Source organism: Bradyrhizobium sp. UNPF46, from assembly GCF_006658625.1.
GTDB lineage: Bacteria > Pseudomonadota > Alphaproteobacteria > Rhizobiales > Xanthobacteraceae > Bradyrhizobium > Bradyrhizobium nitroreducens.
In genome coordinates this window covers 89789-116153 of sequence record NZ_LFJB01000010.1, presented here as the reverse complement: position 1 = coordinate 116153, position 26365 = coordinate 89789, and the positions used below count along the sequence as shown (strand labels likewise).

Here is a 26365-nt window from a genome sequence, read left to right as displayed (position 1 = left end):
CGTCGTTGAATCAGAGATAGCCGGCGACGCGAAGGCGCTCGAAGGCGTCCTCGGTCTCGTGGTCGAGCGCGCGACCGGCGCGCTCCGGCACCTTGGTCTGTTCGAGCTCGATCAGGATTTCGTCGATGGTCGACGCCGTCGAATTCACGGGATTGGTGATGTCCTGATCTCCCAGCGAACGGTAGCGCTTGCCGTCTTTCGACAGATAGAGCGGGATGATCGGGATGTTCTCGCGCTTGGTGTAGGCCCAGATGTCGGCCTCGGTCCAATGCAGGATCGGATGGATGCGCAAATGCGCGCCCTGCGGCGGCGAGGCGTTGAAATGATCCCAGAACTCCGGCGGCTGGTCGCGCACGTCCCAATTGCCCTCGAGACCGCGCGGCGAGAACACGCGCTCCTTGGCGCGCGTCGCCTCCTCGTCGCGGCGGATGCCGGCGATCAGGCCGTCGAAGCCATACTTGGCGAGCGCCATCTTGAGACCTTCGGTCTTGCGCGCGGCGGAGCGGGCGGCCGGCGGCAGCGTCGGATCGACGGCATCGATGGGCGGGCAGGGCTCGACGCGCAGATCGAGATCCCACTCCTTTCCGTAGTGGTCGCGGAAGCGGTACATCTCCGGAAACTTCTTGCCGGTGTCGACATGGAGAGCGGGAAACGGCATGCGGCCGAAGAACGCCTTGCGCGCCAGCCAGATCATGACGTTGGAATCCTTGCCGAGCGACCACAGCAGGGCGATCTTCTTCAGGCGAGCGAAGGCCTCGCGGAAAATGTAGATGCTCTGAGCCTCGAGCTGGTCGAGATGGTCCATGCTCGGTGCAACATCGACAGAAAATTCTTGCGAGCCCGCGCGTGCGAGGGGGGCTTTGCTGCTCATTCCGATAGCTGCGGAATCGTCCCTGAGAAGATGCATCTCTGCCACTTTGCGTTTGGAGGCGAAAATTCTATAGTCGCGACGAGGAAGAGAAGAAAAAATTTCTCTTTGCGCGCTAGAAACGACACATATATAGAAAATAATTCCAGTCAACCCCGGATGTGGGGGAAGCGAGTATCGCATGCGGTTCTTGCCGGTGTTTCTTGATCTCAAGGCCGGTCCGGTGGTTCTCATCGGCGCGGGCGAGCTCTTGCGCGCAAAATTGCGCGTGCTCGCCGCGGCCGGAGCGCGCATCCGTGTGCATGCGATCGACGGCAATCAGGATTTCAATCCCGGCGCGGACGCCGCCGCTCGTATCGAAATCGCGACAAGCGATCCGCTGACCGCCGATCTCGCAGGCGTCATCGCCATCGTCTGCGCGGGCGCGGGTGATCTCGGCGTTGCCATGTCGGCGCGCGCCAAGTCGCTCGGCCTTCCCGTCAACGTCATGGACGATCTCGAACATTCCAGCTTCATCTTCCCGGCGATCGTCGATCGCGGCGATGTCGTGGTCGCGGTCGGCACCGGCGGCTCCTCGCCGGTGGTGGCGCGGCGCGTGCGCGAGAAGATCGAGGCGCTGCTGCCTGCGCGCATCGGCGAACTCGCCGAGTTCATCGGCGGCTTCCGCAAATCCATCAACGAGCGCATCGCCGAGTTTCCGCTGCGCCGCCGTTTCTGGGAGCGCGTGATCGACGGTCCGATCGGCGCATCCGTGCTCGCCGGCCGCAAGAGCGAGGCGGGCGCTGCGCTGGAGGCGATTGCCGATCCCTCGGCATTCGCGCGCGCGGACAAGCCGGAAGGCTCGGTCGCGGTGGTCGGCGCCGGTCCGGGCGATCCCGATCTCCTCACCATCAAGGCGCTGCGCGCGTTGCAGGATGCCGACATCGTCTTCCACGACGAGCTGGTCTCGCCCGAGATTCTCGACCGCATCCGCCGCGACACCACGCGCGTTGCCGTCGGCCGCCGCATCGGCAAGCCCGGCATCGGCCAGGACGCCATCAACCAGTGCATGATCGAAGCCGCTCAGGCCGGCCAGCGCGTCGTGCGGTTGAAAGGCGGCGATCCCTTCGTGTTCGGCCGCGGCGGCGAAGAGGTCGAGGCGCTGCGCGCCGCAGGCGTCGCCTATTCGATCATTCCCGGCATCACCGCGGGACTCGGCGGCGCCGCCGATTTCGAAGTGCCGCTGACCTACCGCCACGAAGCGACCCGCATCACCTTCCTCACCGCGCACAAGGCGCGCGACGCGGAAGCCGTGGACTGGTCGACGCTGACCGACACGCGGATGACCATCGTCGTCTACATGGGCGTGTCCGCTGCACCTGCCGTGCGTGCGGGCCTGCTCGCCGCCGGCCGCTCGCCGGAGACGCCGGTCGGCGTGTTCGCCCGCGTCACGCGCCCCGACGCGCAAGGCGCGATCGGCACGCTGGGCAATCTGCCCGAGCTCGCACGGCGGGCCGACGGCGGTCCCGCCATTCTCATCATCGGCGAGGTGATCCGGCATGCCGGTTCGCTTCGCCGCCAGACACCCACCCAAATCATCTCTGACCTATTGGATGCAGCCGAATGACCTCCCCGCTCGAACAGAAGAAGATCAAGATCGCCGGCCCCTCGATCGTGACTGCCAACCGGACCTGGGACGGCGTCGTCGTCTATCGCACCGCCACCAAGAGCTGGTCTGCGGACCTGTCGGAGGCCGCGATCGTACGCAACTCCGACGAAGCCAAGGCGTTGCTTGCGGAGTCCGTCGCCGATGACGTCGGCGCGATCGGACCCTATATCGCCCCGGTGCAGGTCGGCGCGGACGGCAAGATCGAGCCCGGCAATCTGCGCGAACAGATCCGCCGTACCGGTGTCACCATCGGACAGTCGGCCCAGGTGTAAGGCATTCTCTTATGTACGCTTACGACGAAATCGACCGCACGCTCGTCAACGAGCGCGTCTCGGAGTTCCGCGACCAGGTGAAGCGACGCCTTTCCGGCGAGCTCACCGAGGACGAGTTCAAGATCCTGCGCCTGCAGAACGGCGTCTATCTGCAGCTGCACGCCTACATGTTCCGCGTCGCCATCCCCTACGGCACGCTGGCGACGAACCAGTTGCGGGCACTCGCCCACGTCGCGCGAAAGTACGATCGCGGCTACGGACATTTCACCACGCGGCAGAACATCCAGTTCAACTGGATCAAGCTCGCCGAGCTGCCGGACGCGCTGGAGGATCTCGCCAAGGTCGGCATCCATGCGATGCAGACCTCCGGCAACAACATGCGCAACGTCACCTCGGACCAGTGGGCCGGCGTCGCGCCGGGCGAGATCGAGGATCCCCGCATCTGGTCGGAGTTGATCCGCCAGCACACCACGCTGCATCCGGAATTCTCGTTCCTGCCGCGCAAGTTCAAGATCGCGATCACCGCTTCGGATCACGACCGCGCCGCGATCAAGATCCACGACATCGGCCTCCGCCTGATCAAGAACGAGAAGGGCGAGACCGGCTTCGAGGTGCTGGTCGGCGGTGGGCTCGGCCGCACGCCGTTCATCGCCAAGACCATCAAGCACTTCGTGCACGGCCGCGACATCCTCAGCTACATCGAGGCGATCTTGCGCGTCTACAACCAGTACGGCCGCCGCGACAACATCTACAAGGCGCGCATCAAGATCCTGGTGCATGAGCTCGGCATCGAGAAATTCTCGCGCGAGGTCGAGGCGGAGTGGCAGCACATCCGCAACTCTTCGCTCCAGATCGACGACGAGGTGATCGAGGACATCCGCTCGCGCTTCACCTATCCGGCTTACGAGAAGCTGCCGCACATGCCCGACGAGCTGCGGCAGGCCGCGGCCGATCTCGATTTCGAGGCATGGCGCAAGAACTCGGTGGCTCCGCACAAGGTGCCGGGCTACTCCATCGTCACGATCTCGCTGAAGCCGACCGGCGGGCCCCCGGGCGATGCCACCGCCGAGCAGATGGATGCGCTCGCCGATCTCGCCGACAAATTTTCCTTCGGCGAGATACGTGTCGGCCACGAGCAGAATTTGGCGCTGCCGCACGTCGCCAAGCGCGATCTGCCGGCGCTGTGGAAGGCGCTCGACAAGCTCGGGCTCGCGACGCCGAACGTCAACCTGATCACCGACATCATCGCCTGCCCGGGTCTCGACTATTGCTCGCTGGCGAATGCGCGCTCGATCCCGATCGCGCAGGAGCTGACGCGGCGCTTTGCCAATCACGAGCTCGCCAATTTGATCGGCCGGCTGCACATCAACATCTCCGGCTGCATCAACGCCTGCGGCCATCACCATGTCGGCCATATCGGCATTCTCGGCGTCGAGAAGAACGGCGAGGAGGTCTACCAGATCACCATCGGCGGCCGCGCCGACGAGAACGCCGCGCTCGGCACCCTGATCGGGCCGGGCGTCAAGTTCGACGAGGTCGCCGACGTCATCGAGGACATCGTGGAAGCCTATCTGGCGCTGCGCGAGCGGCCCGAAGAGCTGTTCATGGACACCGTGAAGCGTCTCGGCGTCGAACCCTTCAAGGAGCGCGTCTATGCCACTCGTTAAAGGCGGAAAGATCACCGACGACAGCTTCGCCAAGCTGGCCGTCGACACGCCACTGCCCGAGGGCGGCGACATCCTGGTGCCGGCCGAGCGCTTCATCGGCGAAGCCGATGCGCTGCTCAATCGTTCGGGCAAGGTCGGCGTGATCTGGCCCAACAGCCGCGACATCTCCGAGCTCGTGCCTTATCTCGGCAGGATCGCCGCCGTCGCGCTGGTGTTCCCGACCTTCCGCGACGGGCGCGCCTACAGCCAGGCCCGCCTGCTGCGCGAGCGTTACAATTACCGCGGCGAATTGCGCGCCACCGGACAGATCCTGCGCGATCAGTTCGTGTTCATGCTGCGTGCCGGCTTCGATTCCTTCGAGGTCAAGAAGCAGGCCGATGCGGAAGCCTTCATGCAGACGGCCAAGCGCTATTCGGTGTTCTACCAGCCGACTGGCGACGGCCGCATCACGGCCCTGCACCGGCGCATGCAGCTGCGTCACTCCGAGGGTGTCGGCACGTGAACGTCATCGCGTCCCAGCTCACGCCGGTATCTGCTTCTGCACTGCCTTCGGCGAAGGAGCTCGATCGGAGCTTGCGCGATGCCTCGCCCGCCGAGATCGTCGCTGCGGCGCTGAAGACGGTCGGGCGCGAGAAGTTGGCGCTGGTGTCGTCCTTCGGCACGGAATCGGCGACGTTGCTGAAGGTCATGGCGGACGTCGACCCGGCGATCCCCGTGATCTTCCTCGATACCGGATGGCTGTTCGAGGAGACGCTGGCCTACCGCGATACTTTGATCGCGACACTCGGCCTGAAGGACGTTCGCTCGATCAAGCCGGCCGAGGAGGCCTTGTCGCGCGAAGATCCCGACCGCGAGCTCTGGTTCACCGATCCCGACGCCTGCTGCCGCATCCGCAAGGTGGAACCGCTGGCGCGTGCGCTCGAGCCGTTCTCGGCCTGGCTGAACGGCCGCAAGCGCTTCCAGGGCAACGCGCGTGCCGACATTGCCGTCGTCGAGGACGACGGTGCGCGATTGAAGTTCAATCCCTTCGCCAACGTCTCGCGCGAGGAACTCGAGGCGATCTTTGTCCGCGCCAAATTGCCGCGTCACCCCTTGGTCGCCTCCGGATTCCGGTCGGTCGGGTGTATGCCTTGCACGAGCAGAACGGCCGACGACGAGGATGAGCGCGCCGGTCGCTGGCGCGGCCGGGCCAAGACAGAATGCGGCATCCACACGATGAAGATTTCGTAGTACAGCCGCACTGCGAGTTCGCGAACAAGAAAATCCGGTTTCGTTGACTTGAGCGCGTTTCGCCGCGAGTTTCGCCTGCCTTCGCTGACACCGATGTCAGTGAAGTGAATGGAGATGGACATGATGCGCCGTATCGTTCCGCTCGCTGCAGGATTGCTCGCAACGGGTTTTTTGGCAAGCGCGGCTCTCGCTGCTGACATCAATCTGCTGAACGTGTCGTATGATCCGACGCGCGAGCTTTATGCCGAATTCAACAAGGCGTTCGCGAGCGCCTATCAGAAGGAAACCGGCAAGAGCGTCGAGATCAAGCAATCGCATGGCGGTAGCGGGTCGCAGGCGCGCGCGGTGATCGACGGCTTGCAGGCCGATGTGGTGACGCTCGCGCTCGCCTACGACATCGACGCGATCGCGAACAAGGGCCTCACGGCGACGGATTGGCAGAAGCGGTTGCCGCAGAACGCGTCGCCCTACACCTCCACCATCGTGTTCCTGGTGCGCAAGGGCAATCCCAAGGCGATCAAGGACTGGGACGATCTGATCAAGCCGGGCGTCGCCGTGATCACGCCGAACCCGAAGACGTCGGGCGGCGCGCGCTGGAATTATCTTGCCGCCTGGGGCTTCGCGCAGAAGAAATACGGCTCGGCCGACAAGGCCAAGCAATTCATCGGAAAACTTTACCAGCAGGTGCCGGTGCTCGATACCGGCGCACGCGGCGCGACCGTGACCTTCGTCGAGCGCGGCGTGGGCGACGTGCTGCTCGCTTGGGAAAATGAGGCGTTCCTCGCGCTGAAGGAGTTCGGCGCGAACAGGTTCGAGGTCGTGGCGCCGCCGCAATCCATCCTCGCCGAGCCGCCGGTCGCGATCGTCGACAAGGTTGCCGACAAAAAGGGCACTCGCAACGCCGCCGATGCCTACCTCCAGTACTGGTACACCAAGGAGGGGCAGGAGATCGCCGCACGCAACTTCTACCGACCGCGCGATGCCGAAATCGCGAAAAAATACGAAAATTCCTTCGCCAAGGTCGAACTATTTACGATCGACGACGTTTTCGGTGGTTGGACCAGGGCGCAGAAGGAACATTTCGCCGACGGCGGCATCTTTGACCAGATCTACAAGAACTGATCTGGCGCTGTCTTAAGGGGCTTTAGCAGGGGGCCTGGTGAGCGCAGTCACAGCACGACACCGGACATTGCCGGGCTTCGGTCTCACGATGGGACTGACGCTGTCCTGGCTGTCCGTCATCATCCTCATTCCGCTCGCCGGGCTGTTCCTGAAGTCGCTCGAGCTCAGTCCCGAGCAGTTCTGGAACATCCTCTCCAGCCGCCGCACCCTGAACGCCTTGCGTGTCTCCTTCGGCCTCGCCTTCGCGGCGGCCTGCGTCAATCTCGTCATGGGCAGCATCATCGTCTGGGCGCTGGTGCGCTACCGCTTTCCCGGCCGCCGGCTGTTCGACGCCATCGTCGACGTGCCCTTCGCGCTGCCGACGGCGGTCGCGGGCGTCGCGCTGACCGCGCTGTTCGCCGAGAAGGGCTGGCTGGGGGCGCCGCTTGCGGCGCTCGGCATCAAGGTGGCGTTCACGCCGGTCGGCATCTTCGTCGCCATGATCTTCATCGGTATTCCGTTCGTGGTGCGCACGGTGCAGCCCGTGCTGCAGGATCTCGACCCTGAAATCGAGGAAGCGGCGGGCAGCCTCGGCGCCAGCCGCTGGCAGACCATCATCCGCGTGATCCTGCCCTCGTTGGCGCCGGCGCTGCTCACCGGGCTCGCGCTCGCCTTCGCCCGCGCGGTCGGCGAATACGGCTCGGTGATTTTCATCGCCGGCAATCTGCCCAACGTCTCCGAGATTGCCCCGCTTCTGATCGTGATCCGCCTCTCCGAGTTCCGCTACGCCGATGCGACCGCCATTGCGGTGGTCATGCTCGTCGTGTCCTTCGTCATCATCTTCGCCGTCAACCGGCTCCAGCGCTGGGCGCAGAGCCGGATCCCGGCGCGCTGAGGGCGGACCATGACGATGCAGATTGTCCATTCAGGCCCGGTCACCTCGTCCGACGAGACGGTCCGGGCGCGAGAAGCGCTCGCGCGGGACAATCTCCGCACCGAGCCGAAGGCCGTGCGCATCGCCATCATCACGATCGCGATCGCGTTTCTCACAATCTTCGTCGTGCTGCCGCTGGTCGTGGTGTTCGCGCATGCCTTCTCGAAGGGGATCGCCGCCTATTTCGCCGCGCTCGCCGAGCCCGAGGCGCTGGCTGCGATCAGGCTGACGCTGCTGGTCGCCGCGATCTCGGTCGGCCTCAACCTCGTGTTCGGCCTCGTCGCCGCCTGGGCGATCGCCAAGTTCGACTTCCCCGGCAAGACCTTCCTGATCACACTGATCGATCTGCCGTTCTCGGTGAGCCCGGTAATCTCCGGCCTCGTCTTCGTGCTGCTGTTCGGCGCGCAGGGCTATTTCGGCGGCTGGCTGCGCGACCACGACATCCAGATCCTGTTCGCGGTGCCCGGCATCGCGCTCGCCACCACCTTCGTGACCTTCCCCTTCGTGGCGCGCGCGCTGATCCCCTTGATGCAGGAGCAGGGCACCCAGGAGGAGGAGGCCGCGATCTCGCTCGGCGCCTCGGGTCTTCAAACCTTCTTCCGCGTCACGCTGCCCAACATCAAATGGGGCGTGCTCTACGGCGTCCTGCTCTGCAACGCGCGGGCGATGGGCGAGTTCGGTGCGGTCTCCGTCGTCTCCGGCCACATCCGCGGCGAGACCAACACGATGCCGCTCCTGGTCGAGATCCTCTACAACGAATACCAGTTCGTCGCCGCCTTCGCGATCGCCTCGCTGCTGGCGATGCTGGCGCTGATCACGTTGATCGCCAAGACCGTTCTTGAACGTCACCTGGATGAGGGACAAGACGCAAGTGACCATTGAAGTCAAAAATCTCGTCAAGACGTTCGGCAGCTTCAAAGCCCTCGACGGCGTCGACCTCAAGGTCGACAGCGGCGAGCTCGTGGCACTGCTCGGACCATCCGGGTCGGGAAAGACCACGCTGCTGCGGATCGTCGCCGGCCTCGACTGGCCCGACGCCGGCGAAGTGCTCATCAACGGTGAGGATGCGCTGGCGCAGGGCGCACGCGAGCGGCATGTCGGCTTCGTGTTCCAGCACTACGCGCTGTTCCGCCACATGAGCGTGTTCGAGAACGTCGCCTTCGGCCTGCGCGTGCAGCCGCGCGCAATCCGCAAGGACGAAGCGGCCATCCGCGCGCGCGTCAAGGAGCTGCTCGATCTCGTGCAGCTCGACTGGCTTTCCGACCGCTATCCGAGCCAGCTCTCCGGCGGTCAGCGCCAGCGCATCGCGCTCGCCCGCGCGCTCGCGATCGAGCCGCGCATCCTGCTGCTCGACGAGCCGTTCGGCGCACTCGATGCCAAGGTCCGGAAAGAGCTGCGCCGATGGCTGCGCTCGCTGCATCACGAGATCAACGTGACCTCGATCTTCGTCACCCACGACCAGGAGGAGGCGCTCGAAGTCGCCAACCGCGTCGTGGTGATGGACAAGGGTCGGATCGAGCAGGTCGGCTCCCCCGACGACGTCTACGAGAGCCCGGCAAGCGCGTTCGTTCACGGCTTCATCGGCGAATCCATCGAATTGCCGGTTCAGGTCGAAGCGGGCGTGGTCAGGCTCGGCGACCGGCCGCTCGCGCTTGCGGCAGGCGGGGCTGCGCCTGGTGCGTCAAAGCTGTTCGTGCGGCGACATGACATGCTGGTCGGTCCGCCCGGCAGCGGCGCCTTCGAGGGCGCCGTGCAGCACGTCCGCAATTTCGGTCCCGTGCAGCGGGCCGAGATCGTCCTGTCAGGCGGCAAGACCATCGAGATCGACGCTCCCCGTGACAAGGAACTGCGCGTCGGCGAGACCGTCGGCCTCGAACCGCGCCGTTACCGGATATTTGCGGGGTAGGTCCCCGTCATTCCGGGGCGCGCGTCAGCGCGAACCCGGAATCCCGAGGTTATTGAGCGAGATTCCGGGTTCAGCGCTCCGCGCTGCCCCGGAACGACTTGCGTCGATTTTCTTCAAAATTCACCTTTCAGCCATTGTTGGTATGCAACAACGGCCCCTCATTCGGGGGCCTCCAAACATGCGCGCTGCGGCCGCAATTCTCGTTACTTTGCTGCTTGCCGGCTGCGCCGGCAACGAAGCGCCGGTCCAGCAGCCGTCGATGTATACCGACATGGCCGCCCCGGGCTCCAAGCTCGATGCGCAGGCGGCCGCGATCATGATCTCGCAATACCGCCAGAACAACATGCTCGGCACCGTCGTAGTTGACCCCGATCTCATGCGGCTCGCCGAATCCCAGTCCAATGCCATGGCGGCGGCCAACAAGATGGACCATGACGTCCGCGCGCCCCTGGCCAAGCGCCTTGCCGCCGGCGGCTATCCGGCGACCGTGGCGGTCGAGAACATCTCGGCCGGCTATCATACGCTGGCGGAAGCGTTTTCCGGCTGGCGCGACTCGCCCCCGCACCGCGCCAACATGCTCAAGAGCGGTGTCACAAAATTGGGCATCGCGGCGAGCTATGCTCCTGGCACCAAATACAAGGTGTTCTGGACCATGATCCTGGCCTCGACGGAGCGATAAGCCAGACTTGATCCCGGCATGCATTGACGCCGCGGCGGAGGGTCGCCACGGTGATGCGCCATTGCTATTGTTCCCCCATGACCGATCGTAGTCCGGAAACCGCCAGCATCCCCGCGAATGCGCAACGCGTCCTGGTCCTGCAGGGCGGCGGTGCGCTCGGCTCCTATCAGGCCGGCGCCTATCAGGCGCTGTGCGGCCACGGCTTCGAGCCGGAATGGGTCGCCGGCATCTCGATCGGCGCAGTCAACGCCGCCATCATCGCCGGCAACGAGGGGCAGACCCGGGTCAAGCGGCTGAAAGAATTCTGGGAGATGGTGTCGGCGCCGGTGCCATGGAAACCGATCGGCAAAAGCGACCACAGCCGTGAGCTGTTCAACTCGACCAGTGCCGCGCTGATCGCCACCTTCGGTGTGCCCGGCTTCTTCGTCCCGCGCGTCCCGCCGGCGCCGCTGTGGCCGCCGGGGCATCCCGAGGCCGAGAGCTATTACGACACCGCGCCGCTGAAGAAGACGCTGGAGCGTCTGGTCGATTTCGACCGCATCAACGACCTGAAGACCCGCCTGTCGGTCGGCGCGGTCGGCGTCACCTCCGGCAACTTCAAATATTTCGACAATTTCGAGTTCAAGAAGCTCGGCAAGAAAATCGGCCCCGAGCACGTCATGGCCTCCGGCGCGCTGCCGCCCGGCTTTCCCTCGGTGATGATCGACGGCGAGCATTATTGGGACGGCGGCATCGCCTCCAACACCCCGCTCGATTACGTGCTCGATGCCGAGGTCGATCGCGACATGCTGATCTTCCAGGTCGATCTGTTCAGTGCCCGCGGCGACCTGCCGAATTCGCTGCTGGAGGCCACCGAGCGCGAGAAGGATATCCGCTTCTCCAGCCGCACGCGGATGAACACCGACAAGAACAAGCAGCTGCACAACGCCCGCAGGGCGGTGCGCGACCTGATTTCCAAACTGCCCGATTATCTGAAGAACGACCCTTCCGTCGAATTCCTCGCGAAGGTATCGCGTGAAAGCACCGTCACCGTGGTGCATCTGATCTACCGCAGCAAGAACTACGAATCCTCGTCCAAGGATTACGACTTCTCGCACGTCGCCATGGTCGAGCATTGGGAGGCCGGCGTGAAGGACGTGCATCTGTCGATGCGCCACAAGGACTGGCTCGAGCGGCCGCAGTCCGGCGAGACCATGGTGACCTACGATCTCACGGGGGACGTCGTCGCGCCCCCGGCAAACAGGAGCGAATAGAATGGGTAGTCTGTCAGGCAAGAACGCCGTCGTGACCGGGTCCACCAGCGGCATCGGGCTCGCCTATGCGCGTGCGTTCGCCGGCGCCGGCGCAAACGTCGTCATCAACGGCTTCGGCTCGCCGGAGGACATCGAGAAGGAGCGCGCCAAGATCGAACAGGACTTCAAGGTGAAAGCGATCTATTCGCCCGCCGACATGACCAAGCCCGCCGAGATCGCCGGGATGATCGCGCTGGGCGAGACGACGTTTGGCTCGGTCGACATCCTCGTCAACAATGCCGGCATCCAGTTCGTCTCGCCGGTCGAGGAGTTCCCGATCGAGAAGTGGGACCAGATCATCGCGATCAACCTGTCCTCCGCCTTCCACGGCATCCGCGCCGCCGTGCCCGGCATGAAGAAGAAGGGTTGGGGCCGCATCATCAACACGGCGTCTGCGCACTCGCTGGTCGCCTCGCCCTTCAAGTCGGCCTACGTTTCGGCCAAGCACGGCATCGCCGGTCTCACCAAGACCGTGGCGCTGGAGGTCGCGACCCACAAGATCACCTGCAACTGCATCAGCCCCGGCTATGTCTGGACGCCGCTGGTGGAGAAGCAGATCCCCGACACCATGAAGGCGCGCAATCTGACGCGCGAGCAGGTCATCAACGACGTGCTGCTCGATGCGCAGCCGACCAAGGAGTTTGTGACATCGGAGCAGGTCGCGGCCCTCGCGCTGTTCCTGTGCGGCGACGATGCGGCCCAGATCACCGGCACCAACCTGTCGATCGACGGCGGCTGGACGGCGGAGTAGGGGCCGGGGACGAGGTGCCGTAGGGTGGGTTACGCCTTCGGCTAACCTACCCTACGAAAGCAAGACCAAGGCGGCAGCTTTCCGTTCAATGCGTCCAGGCCAACGCCGTCACGAACGCCGACGACAGTTTCAGCTCCGCAAACATGATCTTGCCGGCGACCACGAACAGCACGCTGGCAAGCGTCAGCCGCAACACCGTCTCGGGGACGCGGGTCGCGCTGTAGCTGCCGACGATGATGCCGGGGAGCGAACCCATCAGCAGCACGCCCATCAGCGCCCAGTCGACGTCGCCGAGCGCCCAGTGCCCGATGCCGGCGACCAGCGTCAATGGGACCGCGTGGGCGATATCGGAGCCGACAATGGTCACCATCGGCAGACGCGGATAGAGCAGCAGCAGCACGGTGACGCCGACCGCACCGGCGCCGACCGACGAGATCGACACCAGCACGCCGAGCACGATCCCGGTGATCACGGTTGCAATCGCGGTGGTGCGGTCGTCGACACGCTCCAGCCTGCCGCGGTAACGCTCCATGATCGACTTGCGGAAGATCAGCGAGGTCGCGGTCAGCAGCAGCGCGAAGCACAGCACCAGATTGACCAGGCTGCGCTCGGAATCGCTCTTGAGGTCGAGCTTCCACAGCACCAGCAGTGTCACTGCGCTCGCGGGAATGCTGCCGCAGGCCAGCCGCAGCACCGCCGGCCAGTGCACGCTGCGCGACCAGCCATGCACCAGGCTGCCGCCGGTCTTGGTGGCGGCGGCATAGAGCAGGTCGGTTCCGACCGCGGTCGAGGGATGCACGCCGAACAGCAGGATCAGGAGCGGCGTCATCAACGAGCCGCCGCCCACGCCGGTCATTCCGACAAGCAGGCCGACGCCAAATCCGGAGGCGACGTAGAGTGGATCAAACATGTCGGGGGAATCTTAGGTTGATCTCGGCGGTTAGGCAATACGACGTAGAATACAGTTCCCCTAATGCGCAACCACTTGGGCAGAATAAGAAAAATTTTATCGCGGGTTGAAGAAGGGGAGGCGTTTTGCCTCGTTCGCGTGGCTGCGCTGACAGAGCCGTTCCCCAACGGCAGCAAGCATCGAGGGTGCACTGCGCCTATTTGCCAAATGCCAGCACGTGCAGGCCGAGACGCTGCCGCACGATCCAGAACAACAGCACCGTCTCGAAGGTGAGGGAGATCGAGGTCGCGGCTGCGGCGCCGTGGCCGCCGTAGCGCGGTACCAGCGCGATGCAGAGCACGACGTTCATCACGAAGGCCAGTGCATAGGCGAGCGCGCAGATCTTCTGCTGACCGAGCATGTTGAGCAGCCGCTCGACCGGCCCGATCGCGGCGCGCACCACGAGCCCGATCGCGGCGACGAACATGATGTCGTAGCCGACCACGAATTGCGGCCCGAACAGCCAGAGCAGTGGCTTGCCGAGCGCGAGCAGCACGATCGTCGCCGCCAGCGACGGCCAGAACGTCCAGCTGATGGCGTGCGCGACATAGGCCGACAGCCGCGCCTTGTCGCCGCTGGCGTTGTATTCGGCGAAGCGATGCGCGGTCGTCGCCGACATCGCGTAGTGGATGAACGAGACCAGCGCCAGCGTCTTCACGACAGCGAAATAGACGCCGACCTCGTCGGAGGGGCGGAACTGCTGCAGCACCAGCACGTCGGTATAGGACAAGAGCAGGTAGAAGCTCTCGACCAGCAGGATCGGCAGTGAGACCGCGAGCCAGCCGCGGATGTCGTACGTCTTGGGGCCGGACGGAATGTGATCGGCGAGCTTGCGGTTGAGCACCGCCATCTGTCCCGTCATCGCGATCCAGACCGCGCCCGCGCTCGCGGCCATCGCGGCGACCGCGCCGAGATGATAGCCGAGCAGGAAGGCAGCGCCCGTGATGCCGATGATCAGCGCCTGGCGGATGATGAATTGCGGCATCAAGCCGAGCTGCATCCAGTCATGCGAGCGCGCGATGCCGTCCTGGGTGTTGGCGACGACGAAGGCGGGCAGTGTCATGCAGCCGATATAGAGCGGCAGCACCTCGGCCGGATCGATCCAGGGCGACAGCAGCCTGACGATGCCGGCAAGAGCGAGTGAGACCAGCGTGGAGACGGCAAAGGTCAGCCAGCGGCTGCCGGAGAGGAAGCCGCGCAGCAGCGCCTGCTCGCCGCTGGCCCGGTATTCCGGAATGATCTTCTGCGCGGAGGCCGAGATGCCGAAATCCATCATGCTGCCGAGCAGCAGCACCCAGGTCCAGACATAGACATAGGTGCCGTAGTCGGAGGTGCCCATCCAGCGCGCCAGCAGCACCTGCGAGACATAGGCGAGCCCAGCGCTGATCACGCGGATGATGAAGATGGTGCCGGCCAGCCGCCGCGTCAGCGATGCCTCGCTCGGGCCGCCCGTCAGCCTGGCGCGCAGCCGCGCGATCAGCCCGGCCGGTCCGGTCGTTGCGGGTTGTGCATCCATCACGGCCAATTCGAAGATCCCTCAGGTCGCCCGGCATGCTGTGGCAGATGAGGAATTAGCAACCATTCGTTAAGATTGGGTTGGGCGGGGCGCTGTCTCGCCACCATACGCTTGTCAGGGACGATGTCTGAAACCAGGGCGCGAGTCGAGCAACTCACTCGCGATACCGACGATCACTCCAAATTCGTATTGAACTCGTACGACTTCTCAGGCCCGACCAGCGTGAATTTCAGCGCAGCACCGTCGGGCTTGGCGCCGGGCGGCAGGCCGTCGAGCTCGAAGGAAAAGCGCTTCACGCCGGCCGGGCTGTCTTTGACCGGCTCCGGAATCGGCAGCGCCCAATCGGGCGTTGGCCCTTCCACGTACAGATTGACGTTGCGGCTGTCGGGCGTGACCACGTCGACCACCACGTTCTTGGCTCCGTCGCGCTTGACGTCGCGGATGGTGAGCGGATTGGGATCGCCGATATTGGCGGGCTTCGGCACGGTGTCGAGCGCGGCACGCAAATTGGCGTCCTCGGTCGATGCGACGTTGTTGAAGCCGAGCTCGATCTTGGCTTCGACCGGAATGCAGAGCTTCTCGCACACCGCGTAATTGATCTCGGCGCGCAAGGTCACGGGCTTGTCGGCCGCCTTGGCGACGATGCGTAACGGCAGCACGATCTGGTCGTGATAGCCGATCGAATGGCCGCCCGCGCCGTCGTCGAATTTCAGCGGCGCAGGCCACATCACCGTCACCGCCTCGACGTTGTCCGACTTCGAGAAGTCGAACCGCGGCGGAACGCCGGAGTCGCCGGGGATGCGCCAATAGGTCTTCCAACCCTGTTGGAGCTGGAAGGCGATACCGCCGAGCAGCACGGCGCCACTTCGCGATCCCGCCAACAGCCGCACTGCGGAATGTCCGTCGCGCTGCCATGGCGAAGCGTCATCGGCATGGGCTGCGATGGCCAGAGACGACGCAAGCATGGTTGTCGCGACGCCGATCGCCGCACGCAGGGGAACTCTTGTCAGCATGGCACGTCTTTACAGGGGCGCACCCCGGCAAACCATTGAATTGCTTGTGATGGATGCACTTGAATCGAGTCTCTGCAAGCCTTGATTTGACAGCGGCTAGGTCCGACATCAGGATAGGAATTGAAACCGGAGTGCTTCACCGATGGCTCCCACAGGAAAGAGAACGGGCGAAAGCACCCGCCGGGGGGGGGCCGCGCTGCCCAATTCGGCCGGCTATCTCGACGGCCGGCTGCTGATCGCGATGCCTGTGATGGGCGATTCCCGCTTTGAGCGTTCGGTGATCTATCTCTGTGCCCATTCGGCGGAGGGAGCCATGGGTATCATCGTGAACCATCCGGCTGGCAGCATCGACTTCCCCGAGCTGTTGCAGCAGCTCGGCATCATCAAGAAGGGCGAGCACATCAAGCTGCCGGAGAATGCCGAAAGCATGAAGGTGCTGCGCGGGGGCCCGGTCGACACCGGCCGCGGTTTCGTGCTGCATTCCAGCGACTTCTACATCGAGAACGCGACGTTGCGGATCGATGACGGCGTCTGCCTCACGGCGACCGTCGATATCCTGCGCGCCATCGCCAACGGCTCCGGCCCCAAGCATGCCATCCTCGCGCTCGGCTATGCCGGCTGGGCGCCGGGCCAGCTCGAGACCGAGATCCAGAGCAACGGCTGGCTGCATTGCGATGCGGATGCGGATCTGATTTTCGGCGACGACGTCGACGACAAATACAACCGCGCCCTGCAGAAGATCGGTATCGATCCCGGCATGCTCTCCAACGAGGCCGGGCACGCGTAGTTGCTCAGACGCTCGCGCCACAGTCTCGCTGTCGTCCCGGATCTGCGCTCTGCTCCGCTGCGCTTGTCCGGGACGACGGCGGAGTTTGTAACTGCTACTCCGCCGCCTGCTGCTGCACCGTCGGCTCCGTCCCCGCCACCGTCGCCCTGCGCATGTCGCGGGGCTGGGACTGGTCGTAGCGGCGGACGCGGTGCATGGTCTGGCGATTGTCCCACATCACGAGGTCATGCAGCTTCCATTTGTGGACGTAGACGAACTCCGGCTGCGTCGCGTGCTCGTTCAGGTCGCGCAGCAGCAGCCGGCCTTCGGGCATGCTCATGCCGACAATCTTGCCGGCATGCGATGAGAGATAGAGCGACTTGCGGCGATGCACGGGGTGCGTCCGCACCAGCCGTTGCAGCACCGGCTTGAACATCGCCTTCTCCTCGTCGGTGTACTCGGTGAAGCCGAGCGATCCGCGCGAATACATCAGCGAGTGCTCGCAGACGAGGTCCTCGATCTCCGCCTTGGTTTCGTCGTCGAGCGCGTCATAGGCTGCGCGCATGTCGGCGAATTCGGTGTTGCCGCCCTTCGGGTTCACCACGCGCGCCGACAGCAGCGAGAATTTCGCGGGGATCGGCCGGAAAGAGCTGTCGGAGTGCCACAGGCAATTGCCGAGGTTGAACAGATTGGCGCGGCTGTCTCTCGGCAGCGGCTTGCCGTCCTTGCCGAGGTTGGAGACGTCGTTCAGGCCCGAGGTGAGACGGTATTCATCTGCCTTGGTGATGTTGCCGCCGCGCGCGTCCTCGCGCTGACCGAAGTTCAGCGCGAAGGCCATCTGCTGCTCGTCGGTGATGTCCTGGTCGTGGAAGACCAGCACCGCATATTTGTCCATGGCGGCCTCGACCTCGCGCGCCTCGGCCTCGGTGAGGGGCTTTCGCAAGTCGAGGCCGGAGACCTCGCCGACAAAATGCTTCTGAAGCTGCCGGATGGCGATCGTCATGGCGTTTCTCCCACAGGTCGCGAGCGGTTGGTCCCGCTCTGTCGGCGAAAAAGCTACTCCCGCGCTCGTGCTTGTCAACGCTTCGAGCGCATGTCTCTCACGCGTTCCGCGCCATCAGCCCGCCGTCGACCGGGATGACTGCTCCGGTGAGGAAGGACGCGGCCGGCAGGCACAGGCTCAGCGTCATATGCGCGACCTCTTCGGGGGCGCCGTAGCGGCCGAGGGCGGTGCGGCGCTTGGCATAGATCGTCTTGTGCTCCTCCGAGATGCGGTCGGTGATACCAGTGCGGATCGGACCGGGGCAGATGCAGTTGACCGTAATGCCCTCGCGGCCGAGCTCCACGGCGAGCGAGCGGGTGAGGCTGGCAACGCCACCCTTCGCGGCCGAATAGGGGCTGTGCAATGCGGTGGCGCCGAGCGCCTCGGTCGAGGCGATGTTGACGATGCGCGGACATGTCGACTTGCGCAGATGCGGCAGCGCGGCGCGGATGATGCGCGGATGGGCCGTCAGCATCACGGCAATGCCCCTGGCCCAGGCGTCCTCGTAAGTCTCGTCGTCGATCGCGACGCGCACGGAGATGCCGGCATTGTTGACGACGATGTCGATTCCGCCGAAATGCGCGGCAACGTCAGCCACGACACGCTTGATCTCGCCGCCGTCGGCAACGTCAAGCTTCCACGCCTTCGCCGCTCCGCCGCTCGCCGCGATCTCCTTCGCAACCGCATGCGCGCCCTGCTCGTCGTAATCGGTGACGGCAACGTTCGCGCCCTCGTTTGCGAACACGCGCGCGGTCGCTCGCCCCATGCCGCTCGCCGCGCCGGTGACGAGAACGGTCAGGCCCCTGACGGACCGGCTGAGCTGCTTGAACTCGGACATGCTGTTTCCTCGGGAAGCTGCTTGTTCTTGTTATGATTGACAAGGCTGGCACCGATCCGCAGACAGGTCAAACAAGCAAGACAAAAGGGGAGGCCGCGATGGCGAACGAGCTCGATTTCTCAGGCAGGCAGGTGCTGGTCGTCGGCGGCTCGAGCGGGATCGGCAACGGCATCGCGCAGGCGTTTCGCACCAGGGGCGCCCAGGTTGCGGTGTGCGGCACGCGTGCTCGCGCAACGGAATATTCTGCGGAGGAAGGCTCCGACCTCACGGGCCTCTCTTATGCGCAGCTCGACGTTGGCAGTCCCGGCGCGATCGAAGCGTTCAAGCCGGCCTTCGACCGGCTCGACATCCTCGTGCTGGCGCAAGGCGCGGTGCTCTATCGCCGCGGCGAGTTCGAGATGAGCGGCTTCCGCAAGGTGGTTGAGGTCAATCTGATGAGCCTGATGGCGTGCGCCACGCGGTTTCATTCCATGTTGCGGGATTCCAGGGGCGCGCTGATCATGGTGTCCTCGACCGCGGCCTATCACTCCACCATGGGCAATCCCGCCTACAACGCCTCGAAGACCGGTGCGGTCGGATTGACGCGGACGCTGGGCGAGGCCTGGGCCGAGGACGGCATCCGCGTCAACGGCATCGCGCCGGGGCTCGTCGACACCAAGATGACGAAGGTGACGACCGACAATCCGAAGCGGCTTGAAGGCGCGCTTGCGCGCATCCCGCTGCGACGATTGGGCACGCCGGCCGACATGGCGGGCGCCGCGCTGTTCCTGGCCTCGCCGCTGTCGTCCTACATCATCGGGCAAACCCTCGTTGTCGATGGTGGGCTGATTCTGTAGGGCAACACTTTCGTCCTGACTTGGAACTGCGCCGCTCCTGATCTGTTACTTGGGCTGACCCCCGAGGAGGAGCTTCATGGACACGGATCGGATTGTTGGATCGGCCAAGGAATATGCCGGACGCGCGGAAGGCGCGATCGGAGACATGGCAGGCGATGCCAAGACGCAGGCATCGGGCAAGGCGCGCGAAGCTGCAGGCACGGTGCAGAATCTCTACGGCCAGGCCAAGGATGCCGTGCGTGACGCCACGGATACCGCAGCGAACTACGCCAAGGACGCCTACGACAACAGTGGCGAGACCTTCCGCGACGGCACGCAGGCGCTGTCGAAGAAGGTGCAGGACAATCCGCTCGGCGCGCTGCTGGTGGCGGGCGGCATCGGCTTTGCGCTGGCGCTGTTGATGTCGCGCCCGGCGCGGCGTCCTCCGCCGTCGCGCTGGCGCTACTAAGGGTCAGGCGACAAAACGCATTCTGGGTGCCCCGGACGCAGCGCATCACATTGTGGTGCGCTGCTGAGCCGGGACCGTTCTTTGCTGACGTCATCCATGCGGGGCGAGCAACGCCATGAGAATCCTCATGGGCGGGACGCAAAACCGCAGTTCAAAAAAATCACCTGATCACTTCCGCCGCTCGCCCGACATTACCCGGCGGACGCGGCATCGCGGGATTATTCTGTGCCGGATTGCGCGGCCCGGGCGCGGGCGTCAGTTGACGCGGGGGTGGCTGCGGAGAGCCGAAGCCGAAGAAATCACGGATTGAAGGCGTCGCCTGGGCCGGTTGCTGCGGCGCCGGCGGCTTCTTCGGCGCGAGCTTCGGCGGTGCGACGGCTGCGGCCCCTCCCGGTGCTCCGGGAGACGCGACATTGCCGTCAGGCGTCGTCGCGGCCATCGGGGTATCACCCTTGGCCTGCTCGCGGCCGACTTCGCGGCGCGGCCAGGCATAGTCGTCGGCGCGGCCGGCCGGAGCGGCCAGAGGCTCGCCCTTCACCATCGTCTTTGCGGCGAGTGCATCGACGGCGGCGGGCCGCGAGCCCGGGCCGCCCAGCAATTGATCGGTCGAGATCGAGGCCGCGATCAGCGGCACGATCGGTCCCGCCAGCGGCCGCGGCGCGGGCTTGCCCGGCTCGGCGCTGGTATCGGGGGTCGCAGGCTCGCTCGGCAGCGCGATCGGGCCGGAGCGGCCGGCCAGGAGGCGCGTGATCTCGCGCTCGACATAATGCGCCAGCTTGCGCGCGCCGGGCTTGGTGAAATAGACGCCGTCAGAACTGCGGAGCTGGCGGATCTGGCCTTCGAAGTCCGGGCCCTTCTGCAGGAAGCGGCCGGCTTCGTCGACAAAGCCGTCCCAGACGTCGACATAGGTGATGCCGGCCTTGGCCGCGCCCTCGCGATAGAGCGAGTCCAGGAACAGCGTGTCCGCGGTGCCCTTGGGTCCGCGCACCGCGGGCAGGCCGACCCAGAGCACCGGCACGCCCTTGGACTTCAGGATATTGGCGAGCTCCTCGATCTTCTTGCCGTAGAGCTCGATCCAGCGCTCGTCGCGGAATTCGTAGAGGCCGTTGGGATTGCGGGCCGTCTTTTCCGGCACGGCCGCCGGCGTGTCGGCATTGTCGGCGTCGTCCTGCGGCAGGTCGGCATCGGCAGGCTTGTCGTCGGGCTTGGCGGCGCTGTCGGTGCTGGGCTTGGTCTCGCCCGGCTTTGCCGGTGGCTTGCCGCGCGCGCCTTTGTCGTTCTTCTTGTCCTTGTCGGTTGCCGCCTTGTCCGTCTTCTCAGGGGCGGGCTCGCGGATCGCGGCGCGGTCGTTGAGGCCGAGCATGACGACGATCACGTCGGTCTTTTCGGTTTCGAGAATGCCCCTTGCCGCCGCCGCCCAGTCCGAAGGCTCACCCTTCGGCTGATACTTGATCAGGCCTGAAACGGTCTTGTGCTTGCGGATCACGCCCATGTCGGGCTGCTCGGCGTAGGCGTCTTCCAGGCCGTAAGCGAGCCAGTCGGCCATGGCGTCGCCGAGCACCAGCACGTTCTTCTCAGGGACGGTGTCGCGCTTGGCCGGCGCCGGTGCGCGCGAAAAATCCTGGCGCGGCGCCTGCGGCTGTTGCTGCTGGAAGGGGGCAAAGAAGTCGCCGCCGAACCAGCCGCCTCCGCCTCCGCCGCCGCCCCGCTGTGGTGGCGGAGCCGAGCGTTGTGGCGGTCCACCAAAGCCGGGGAAGTTGAAGAACTGCGCCGAAGCGGGTCCCGCGACCGAGACCAGAATCGCAAGCGCCGTCCCCAGCGCGATCAACGGGCCGGTCTCGGTCAGCGCCTTGAACAGGGACTTCTTCGACATGCGATCTCGGGCACGCGCAACGGGGATCGGGAATGGCTCAACATAATAACGGAATCGGGCGCCAAACGGGCAAATTCCGTTGCAGATTCTTGCCCCATACACCGGGGAACAGCCGTCCCCGTCAAGGCTATCAGGCAAAATCCACGTTCAGGGTTACTTTCGGGGCGATTTTACCGCCCGCGCAGCCGATCCAGCACGTCGGACGACGCAAAGCCGTCGGCGGGGACCCCGATCGAGGCCTGGAAATTGCGCAGCGCCTCCCGGGTCTGGCCGCCGAACTGGCCGTCCGGGGTGCCCTTGTAGAAGCCGCGCTGGGCCAGGAGCTGCTGCAGTTCCAGTCGCTCGCTGCGCGACAGCTCGCGCTCCTGGCGCGGCCAGGGCTGCACGAAGGGCTGTCCGCCGCGCAGGCGGTCGGCGAAATGGCCGATCGCGAGCGCATAGGCCTCGGCCGGATTGTACTTCATGATGACGCGGTAATTCTGCAGCATCAGGAAGCCGGGCCCCTGCGCGCCGGCGGGGGCCAGCAGATAGGCTTTCTCGCCCGGATGGGGGAACGGCTGGCCGGTCGCCCGCTTCAGCCCGAGCTTCTCCCATTGCGCGATCGGCATCGCCTTGGCGCGGTCGGCCAGCATGTAGTTGAAGCCCTGGGGCACGACGACCTCAAAGCCCCAGGTCTGGCCGGCCTGCCAGCCGTCCTTCTTCAGGTTGTTGGCGGTCGAGGCGATCAGATCGGTGGGATTGTCGACGACGTCGCGTCGTCCGTCACCGTCGCCGTCGACGGCAAAGCGCTTGAACGCGGTCGGCATGAACTGGGTCGGGCCGAATGCGCCGGCCCAGGAGCCGCGCATCTGCTCCGGCCTGAGATCGCCGCGGTTGAGGATCTCCAGCGCCGACAGAAACTCGTCCTTGAAATAGGCCTGGCGGCGGCCGATGCAGGCGAGCGTCGCGGTCGATTGCAGCACGCTGCGGTCGCCCATCTGCGTCGAGTAATTGGACTCGATGCCCCAGATCGAGGCGATGATGTAGCGGTCGACGCCGGTGACCTTCTCGGTGGCGTCGAACTGCGCCTTGTATTTGGCGAGCACCTCGCGCCCCTTGGCGAGGCGGTTGTCGTTCACGAGGATGTCCAGATAGTCCCAGATCGATTTTGTGAACTCCGGCTGCGAGTCCATCAGGTCCATGATGCGCAGGTCGGGCGAGAGTCCGGCCGTGAAGCGCTGGAAGTTCTCCTGCGTGACACCGCGCCGTGCGGCATCGGGCCACATCCCGGCGACGCAATTGTTGAAATTGCCAGCGGCCTCGCGGATCGCGGCGGCCGTCATCAGCGGATGGCCGGAGGCGCCGTCTTCGCCGCTCCAGGGCAATGCTCCCGTCTGGCCGCCGCCGGGTCCCGGCGAGGCTTGCGACGGCGCGGCGTTGGGACCGGAGAAGATGCCGCCGAACAGGTTGGACAGGCCGTTCTGCGCCTGGGCGTGCGCGCCGACAGGCAGCAGCAGAGCGGCCGCGATCATGATCGCGCCGGTCACGGATACCGCCCGTCTTGCCTGCCCTGTCACCGATTGCATCATGTCCCACCCGTCGGCCGTGAAAATCCGCCATCAGGAGGCCTGGTTACGGTTGCCAATAGCTTAACAAAGGTGAAATTTTGGTGGCGGCCTTTTTCTTAACTCTGCGCGGATGAGGCCCCACATCCGCCTTTGTTGGCGGCTGCAAACAGGCTAGCAAGATGTCATTGCTCCCTTCACGTATCTCCTCAGGTATTCGATCGCTGTCATGAAAATTCGCAAAGCCGTATTCCCCGTCGCCGGCCTCGGCACCCGTGTCCTGCCCGCCACCAAGGCGATGCCGAAGGAAATGCTGACCATCGTCGACAAGCCGCTGATCCAGTACGTCTATGACGAGGCGAGGGAGGCCGGCATCGAGCACTTCATCTTCGTCACCGGCCGCAACAAGAGCGTCATCGAAGATCATTTCGACCGGATGTACGAGCTCGATGCGACGCTCAGCCAGCGCGGCAAGAAGGCCGAGCAGGAGATCCTGGCGCAGAACCAGCCCGAAGCCGGCGCCGTCAGCTTCACCCGCCAGCAGGCGCCGCTCGGCCTCGGCCACGCCGTCTGGTGCGCGCGCGACATCGTCGGCAACGAGCCGTTCGCCGTCGTGCTGCCCGACGAGCTCGTGCTCAACACGCCGGGCTGCCTCAAGCAGATGATCGAGATGGCATCCTCGCTCGGCGAGAAATCCAATCTGGTCGCGGTCGAGGCGGTGCCCGATCATCTCACCCATCAATACGGCATCTGCGGCGTGGGAAAACGCAACGGCAAGATGTTCGAGGTCGACGGCATGGTCGAGAAGCCGGCCAAGGGCACCGCGCCCTCCAATCTCTCGATCACCGGCCGCTACATCCTGCAGCCCGAGATCTTCAAGATCCTGGAGACCCAGGAACGCGGCGCCGGCGGCGAGATCCAGCTGACCGACGCCATGATCGGCCTCGCCAAGTCGCAGAAATTCTACGGCGTCGAGTTCGAGGGCGAGCGCCATGATTGCGGCTCCAAGCCCGGCTTCCTGCGCGCCAACATTGCCTACGGCCTGAAGCGCCCTGAGCTGCGTGATGGCTTGATCGCGGAGATGAAGAAGTATCTGGGGCAGTGACATCGAAGGCGAACGCCTTCGATGTCATCCCGGGATGGTCCGAAGGACCAGACCTCAGATGCGCAATTGCGCATCGGGGGATCTCGAGATTCCGGGTTCGGCTCTTCGAGCCGCCCCGGAATGACACCCCAAACTCACGCCACCAGTGACAGCTTCGGCAGGCTCGCAACCACCGACTGATTGCGCCCACCCGCTTTCGCCGCGTAGAGCGCCTTGTCGGCGGCGGCGACCAGGACCGCCCAGTCCATGCCGGCTGAGGGAACGAGGCTGGCGACGCCGCAGGACACCGTCGAGATCACCTCGTCGTCGGACCAGCCCTGCACCTTGGCGCGGATCGTCTCGGCGACCTTGAAGGCGTCGGGGGCCGATGTGCTTGGCAGCAGCACGGCGAATTCCTCGCCGCCATAGCGCGCGGCGCAGTCGCCGGCCCGGCTCACCGAATCGGAGATGCAGATGGCGATGCCGACCAGCACCTGGTCGCCGGCCTGGTGGCCGAACGTGTCGTTGTAGGCCTTGAAGTGATCGGCATCGATCATGAGCAGTGCGACCGGCGCCTTCTGGCGCATCGCGCGGCGCCACTCTACGTCGATGACGGAATCGAATTTGCGGCGGTTCTTCAGACCGGTGAGCGCGTCGGTCGTCGCCATCTCCTCGAGCTTGCGCTCGGCCTCGGCGCGCCGGCCGATCTCGCGCGCGAGCACGAGCGTCGATCCCAGCACGAACAGGATGAGCGCAACCACCACGGCCCCGATCCGGTAAGCTTCCTTTCGCCACAGCTCGAACACTGCGCTCAGAGGCTTGCCTGCAACGACGAACAGCGGGCTTGTGCCACTGCTGCGAACATACAGCCTCGGGGTCGTGTCGACGGGGCCTTGGCCCGCATAGGCGCCGCCGGCGCGCAAATTGTCCGCCTTCCAGTCCTGCCGTGTGCCGAGGTTCTTGCCGATCACGTCGAGGTCGAACGGCCGCCGCATCATGATGGTGCGGTCGCGCCTGAGCACGGTGATGCTGTCTTCGGGGCCGAGGTTCAGCCGATCGAACAGTTCATGAAAATAGCTGAAGCGGATCGAACCGGCGACGACGCCCATGAAGCCGCCGTCGGTGTCGCTGACGCGCCGGCTCAGCACGATCGAATAGGCGCCGCGGAACAGCATGGGACGGCTGATGAAGAGCCCGGCTCCGGGATTGTCGCGATGGACACTGAAGTAGTCCTCTTCGCTCCGGTTCTCCGGCGCGGGATCGAGCGTCGAGGCATCGATCGTCAGCTTGCCCTCGGCATTGAACACCTGGATCGCGCCGAAATGCTTGGCGGTCATCGCGTGATCGAACAGGATCAGGTGACGGACCGGCTTGGAGACAGTGGCGAGCTCAGGCAGCAGCAAATTGTTCGCGACCGCCTTCAGCGACAGATCGTAAATCTCGATGTTGCGGCTGATGTCGGACTCGATGGTCGTCGCCAGGTTCTCCAGCGTCTGGCGGGCGAGCGCCTCCTCGCCGCGGCGCATGTCGAGCATCACGTTGACGCAAATGGCGGAAAAGCCGATCACCGTCACCACGGACGAGATGATCAGCAGCTTCGCCGAAATCCGCCACGGCCGGCGGGCCGTGACGTCGCGCCATCCAGACAGCATCGTTTGCTCCCGGCATAAGTGGATGCGCCCGAAAGCTTGAGCAGTGTTTAAGGCAGGACGGCGCTGCCGCAGTGAGTTAAGAATCGGTATACGGAGCTCACGGTTTTGGGCAGCCCCGGCGCGAGCAGACCCGGTTTCGGACGAGAGGATTGATGTGAACGACTACGACGCGTTGCGCGACTATCTGCTGCGGCAGAAGCAGGCCGAATTCGTCCTGACCTTCGAGCAGATCGAGGAGATCATCGGCGCGGCCCTGCCGCGCGCGGCCAATCGTGCCTCGTGGTGGGACAGCCTGCGCAGCCCCGACATCCAGATGCCGCAACGCGAGGCCTGCCTCGCCGCGGGGTTCAAGGCCGTGCGGATGCCCGACGGCCAGAGCGTGCGGTTCACGAAGATGAAGAAGGACCGGCGGCGGTAGCGCAGCGGCACCCTGCCGCCCTCCAGGGGAGGGTAAGA

At 65.0% G+C, this 26365-nt stretch carries 26 protein-coding genes; 17 read left to right on the top strand and 9 right to left on the bottom strand.

Annotated features, from left to right (window positions below):
• Positions 1-10: 10 nt before the first annotated feature.
• A complete protein-coding gene (cysD, locus tag UNPF46_RS06275) occupies positions 11-805 on the bottom strand; it encodes a sulfate adenylyltransferase subunit CysD (RefSeq protein WP_100181053.1) in 795 nt (264 codons plus the stop codon).
• 244 nt (positions 806-1049) lie between these two features.
• Here cysD and cysG point away from each other — a divergent pair, with 244 nt between their 5' ends.
• From cysG to UNPF46_RS06215, 12 genes are all read left to right on the top strand, one after another.
• Positions 1050-2474, top strand: coding sequence for a siroheme synthase CysG (cysG, locus tag UNPF46_RS06270; RefSeq protein WP_142249452.1), 1425 nt, complete (start codon positions 1050-1052; stop codon positions 2472-2474).
• The gene (locus UNPF46_RS06265; RefSeq protein ID WP_142249451.1) at positions 2471-2788 is read left to right on the top strand and encodes a DUF2849 domain-containing protein; all 318 of its coding nucleotides are present in this window, start codon (positions 2471-2473) and stop codon (positions 2786-2788) included. The genes cysG and UNPF46_RS06265 overlap by 4 nt, the downstream gene beginning before the upstream one ends.
• Positions 2789-2799: 11 nt before the next feature.
• Positions 2800-4455 (top strand): nitrite/sulfite reductase, encoded by a 1656-nt coding sequence (locus UNPF46_RS06260; protein WP_142249450.1) that lies wholly within the window; start codon positions 2800-2802, stop codon positions 4453-4455.
• A complete protein-coding gene (locus tag UNPF46_RS06255) occupies positions 4442-4957 on the top strand; it encodes a DUF934 domain-containing protein (protein ID WP_100176125.1) in 516 nt (171 codons plus the stop codon). The genes UNPF46_RS06260 and UNPF46_RS06255 overlap by 14 nt, the downstream gene beginning before the upstream one ends.
• The gene (locus UNPF46_RS06250) at positions 4954-5685 is read left to right on the top strand and encodes a phosphoadenylyl-sulfate reductase (RefSeq protein WP_142249449.1); all 732 of its coding nucleotides are present in this window, start codon (positions 4954-4956) and stop codon (positions 5683-5685) included. Before UNPF46_RS06255 ends, UNPF46_RS06250 begins: the two co-directional genes overlap by 4 nt.
• A gap of 108 nt (positions 5686-5793) precedes the next feature.
• Positions 5794-6807 (top strand): sulfate ABC transporter substrate-binding protein, encoded by a 1014-nt coding sequence (locus tag UNPF46_RS06245; RefSeq protein WP_100176127.1) that lies wholly within the window; start codon positions 5794-5796, stop codon positions 6805-6807.
• Positions 6808-6874: 67 nt separating this feature from the next.
• Positions 6875-7681 (top strand): sulfate ABC transporter permease subunit CysT, encoded by an 807-nt coding sequence (gene cysT, locus UNPF46_RS06240; protein WP_174719293.1) that lies wholly within the window; start codon positions 6875-6877, stop codon positions 7679-7681.
• A gap of 9 nt (positions 7682-7690) precedes the next feature.
• A complete protein-coding gene (gene cysW / locus UNPF46_RS06235) occupies positions 7691-8602 on the top strand; it encodes a sulfate ABC transporter permease subunit CysW (RefSeq protein ID WP_100176129.1) in 912 nt (303 codons plus the stop codon).
• A complete protein-coding gene (locus UNPF46_RS06230; protein WP_142249448.1) occupies positions 8592-9626 on the top strand; it encodes a sulfate/molybdate ABC transporter ATP-binding protein in 1035 nt (344 codons plus the stop codon). The genes cysW and UNPF46_RS06230 overlap by 11 nt, the downstream gene beginning before the upstream one ends.
• A gap of 178 nt (positions 9627-9804) precedes the next feature.
• Positions 9805-10305 carry a CAP domain-containing protein gene (locus UNPF46_RS06225; RefSeq protein ID WP_097659942.1) on the top strand — a complete coding sequence of 167 codons (501 nt, stop codon included), beginning with the start codon at positions 9805-9807 and terminating at the stop codon, positions 10303-10305.
• Between the two features lie 77 nt (positions 10306-10382).
• Positions 10383-11558 carry a DUF3734 domain-containing protein gene (locus UNPF46_RS06220; RefSeq protein ID WP_142249447.1) on the top strand — a complete coding sequence of 392 codons (1176 nt, stop codon included), beginning with the start codon at positions 10383-10385 and terminating at the stop codon, positions 11556-11558.
• Position 11559: 1 nt separating this feature from the next.
• Positions 11560-12348 carry a 3-hydroxybutyrate dehydrogenase gene (locus UNPF46_RS06215; RefSeq protein ID WP_142249446.1) on the top strand — a complete coding sequence of 263 codons (789 nt, stop codon included), beginning with the start codon at positions 11560-11562 and terminating at the stop codon, positions 12346-12348.
• Positions 12349-12433: 85 nt separating this feature from the next.
• Here the strand turns inward: UNPF46_RS06215 and UNPF46_RS06210 are convergent, their stop codons facing one another.
• From UNPF46_RS06210 to UNPF46_RS06200, 3 genes are all read right to left on the bottom strand, one after another.
• The gene (locus UNPF46_RS06210; protein ID WP_100176132.1) at positions 12434-13258 is read right to left on the bottom strand and encodes a sulfite exporter TauE/SafE family protein; all 825 of its coding nucleotides are present in this window, start codon (positions 13256-13258) and stop codon (positions 12434-12436) included.
• 196 nt (positions 13259-13454) lie between these two features.
• A complete protein-coding gene (locus tag UNPF46_RS06205; RefSeq protein WP_181769815.1) occupies positions 13455-14822 on the bottom strand; it encodes an oligosaccharide flippase family protein in 1368 nt (455 codons plus the stop codon).
• A 164-nt stretch (positions 14823-14986) separates the two neighbouring features.
• Entirely contained in the window at positions 14987-15826 is an 840-nt protein-coding gene (locus tag UNPF46_RS06200) for a protein-disulfide reductase DsbD domain-containing protein (RefSeq protein WP_142249445.1), read from the bottom strand.
• A gap of 142 nt (positions 15827-15968) precedes the next feature.
• Here UNPF46_RS06200 and UNPF46_RS06195 point away from each other — a divergent pair, with 142 nt between their 5' ends.
• A complete protein-coding gene (locus UNPF46_RS06195) occupies positions 15969-16613 on the top strand; it encodes a YqgE/AlgH family protein (RefSeq protein WP_100176135.1) in 645 nt (214 codons plus the stop codon).
• A 94-nt stretch (positions 16614-16707) separates the two neighbouring features.
• Here UNPF46_RS06195 and UNPF46_RS06190 read toward each other — a convergent pair whose 3' ends face one another.
• Together UNPF46_RS06190 and UNPF46_RS06185 are read right to left on the bottom strand one after the other, a co-directional pair.
• Positions 16708-17595: a TauD/TfdA dioxygenase family protein gene (locus UNPF46_RS06190; protein ID WP_100176136.1), complete on the bottom strand. Its 888-nt coding sequence runs from the start codon at positions 17593-17595 to the stop codon at positions 16708-16710.
• Positions 17596-17692: 97 nt separating this feature from the next.
• Positions 17693-18472 carry an SDR family NAD(P)-dependent oxidoreductase gene (locus UNPF46_RS06185; protein WP_142249444.1) on the bottom strand — a complete coding sequence of 260 codons (780 nt, stop codon included), beginning with the start codon at positions 18470-18472 and terminating at the stop codon, positions 17693-17695.
• 98 nt (positions 18473-18570) lie between these two features.
• Here UNPF46_RS06185 and UNPF46_RS06180 point away from each other — a divergent pair, with 98 nt between their 5' ends.
• Complete coding sequence (locus tag UNPF46_RS06180; protein ID WP_142249443.1) at positions 18571-19308, top strand: SDR family NAD(P)-dependent oxidoreductase; 738 nt, start codon at positions 18571-18573, stop codon at positions 19306-19308.
• Positions 19309-19384: 76 nt separating this feature from the next.
• Positions 19385-19756, top strand: a complete 372-nt coding sequence (locus UNPF46_RS06175; protein ID WP_142249442.1) for a CsbD family protein — start codon at positions 19385-19387, stop codon at positions 19754-19756.
• A gap of 160 nt (positions 19757-19916) precedes the next feature.
• On the opposite strand, the gene UNPF46_RS06170 is transcribed toward UNPF46_RS06175, so the two are convergent.
• Together UNPF46_RS06170 and UNPF46_RS06165 are read right to left on the bottom strand one after the other, a co-directional pair.
• The gene (locus tag UNPF46_RS06170) at positions 19917-21629 is read right to left on the bottom strand and encodes an SGNH/GDSL hydrolase family protein (RefSeq protein ID WP_142249441.1); all 1713 of its coding nucleotides are present in this window, start codon (positions 21627-21629) and stop codon (positions 19917-19919) included.
• Positions 21630-21799: 170 nt separating this feature from the next.
• Positions 21800-23197: a lytic murein transglycosylase gene (locus UNPF46_RS06165; protein ID WP_181769814.1), complete on the bottom strand. Its 1398-nt coding sequence runs from the start codon at positions 23195-23197 to the stop codon at positions 21800-21802.
• A gap of 205 nt (positions 23198-23402) precedes the next feature.
• On the opposite strand from UNPF46_RS06165, the gene galU reads away from it, so the two are divergent.
• Positions 23403-24278, top strand: coding sequence for a UTP--glucose-1-phosphate uridylyltransferase GalU (galU, locus tag UNPF46_RS06160; protein WP_142249439.1), 876 nt, complete (start codon positions 23403-23405; stop codon positions 24276-24278).
• 134 nt (positions 24279-24412) lie between these two features.
• Here the strand turns inward: galU and UNPF46_RS06155 are convergent, their stop codons facing one another.
• Positions 24413-25909, bottom strand: a complete 1497-nt coding sequence (locus tag UNPF46_RS06155) for a sensor domain-containing diguanylate cyclase (RefSeq protein WP_100175921.1) — start codon at positions 25907-25909, stop codon at positions 24413-24415.
• A gap of 154 nt (positions 25910-26063) precedes the next feature.
• Between UNPF46_RS06155 and UNPF46_RS06150 the strand changes: the two genes are divergently transcribed.
• A complete protein-coding gene (locus UNPF46_RS06150; RefSeq protein ID WP_174718815.1) occupies positions 26064-26327 on the top strand; it encodes a DUF7662 domain-containing protein in 264 nt (87 codons plus the stop codon).
• The last annotated feature ends 38 nt before the right edge of the window (positions 26328-26365 follow it).

Bases quoted from the DNA above. Each gene is read 5' to 3' on its own strand.
- cysD (WP_100181053.1), bottom strand. From the start codon at position 805: ATGGACCATCTCGACCAGCTCGAGGCTCAGAGCATCTACATTTTCCGC.
- cysG (WP_142249452.1), top strand. From the start codon at position 1,050: ATGCGGTTCTTGCCGGTGTTTCTTGATCTCAAGGCCGGTCCGGTGGTT.
- UNPF46_RS06265 (WP_142249451.1), top strand. From the start codon at position 2,471: ATGACCTCCCCGCTCGAACAGAAGAAGATCAAGATCGCCGGCCCCTCG.
- UNPF46_RS06260 (WP_142249450.1), top strand. From the start codon at position 2,800: ATGTACGCTTACGACGAAATCGACCGCACGCTCGTCAACGAGCGCGTC.
- UNPF46_RS06255 (WP_100176125.1), top strand. From the start codon at position 4,442: ATGCCACTCGTTAAAGGCGGAAAGATCACCGACGACAGCTTCGCCAAG.
- UNPF46_RS06245 (WP_100176127.1), top strand. From the start codon at position 5,794: ATGGAGATGGACATGATGCGCCGTATCGTTCCGCTCGCTGCAGGATTG.
- cysW (WP_100176129.1), top strand. From the start codon at position 7,691: ATGACGATGCAGATTGTCCATTCAGGCCCGGTCACCTCGTCCGACGAG.
- UNPF46_RS06225 (WP_097659942.1), top strand. From the start codon at position 9,805: ATGCGCGCTGCGGCCGCAATTCTCGTTACTTTGCTGCTTGCCGGCTGC.
- UNPF46_RS06220 (WP_142249447.1), top strand. From the start codon at position 10,383: ATGACCGATCGTAGTCCGGAAACCGCCAGCATCCCCGCGAATGCGCAA.
- UNPF46_RS06215 (WP_142249446.1), top strand. From the start codon at position 11,560: ATGGGTAGTCTGTCAGGCAAGAACGCCGTCGTGACCGGGTCCACCAGC.
- UNPF46_RS06210 (WP_100176132.1), bottom strand. From the start codon at position 13,258: ATGTTTGATCCACTCTACGTCGCCTCCGGATTTGGCGTCGGCCTGCTT.
- UNPF46_RS06200 (WP_142249445.1), bottom strand. From the start codon at position 15,826: ATGCTGACAAGAGTTCCCCTGCGTGCGGCGATCGGCGTCGCGACAACC.
- UNPF46_RS06195 (WP_100176135.1), top strand. From the start codon at position 15,969: ATGGCTCCCACAGGAAAGAGAACGGGCGAAAGCACCCGCCGGGGGGGG.
- UNPF46_RS06190 (WP_100176136.1), bottom strand. From the start codon at position 17,595: ATGACGATCGCCATCCGGCAGCTTCAGAAGCATTTTGTCGGCGAGGTC.
- UNPF46_RS06185 (WP_142249444.1), bottom strand. From the start codon at position 18,472: ATGTCCGAGTTCAAGCAGCTCAGCCGGTCCGTCAGGGGCCTGACCGTT.
- UNPF46_RS06180 (WP_142249443.1), top strand. From the start codon at position 18,571: ATGGCGAACGAGCTCGATTTCTCAGGCAGGCAGGTGCTGGTCGTCGGC.
- UNPF46_RS06175 (WP_142249442.1), top strand. From the start codon at position 19,385: ATGGACACGGATCGGATTGTTGGATCGGCCAAGGAATATGCCGGACGC.
- UNPF46_RS06170 (WP_142249441.1), bottom strand. From the start codon at position 21,629: ATGTCGAAGAAGTCCCTGTTCAAGGCGCTGACCGAGACCGGCCCGTTG.
- UNPF46_RS06165 (WP_181769814.1), bottom strand. From the start codon at position 23,197: ATGATGCAATCGGTGACAGGGCAGGCAAGACGGGCGGTATCCGTGACC.
- galU (WP_142249439.1), top strand. From the start codon at position 23,403: ATGAAAATTCGCAAAGCCGTATTCCCCGTCGCCGGCCTCGGCACCCGT.
- UNPF46_RS06155 (WP_100175921.1), bottom strand. From the start codon at position 25,909: ATGCTGTCTGGATGGCGCGACGTCACGGCCCGCCGGCCGTGGCGGATT.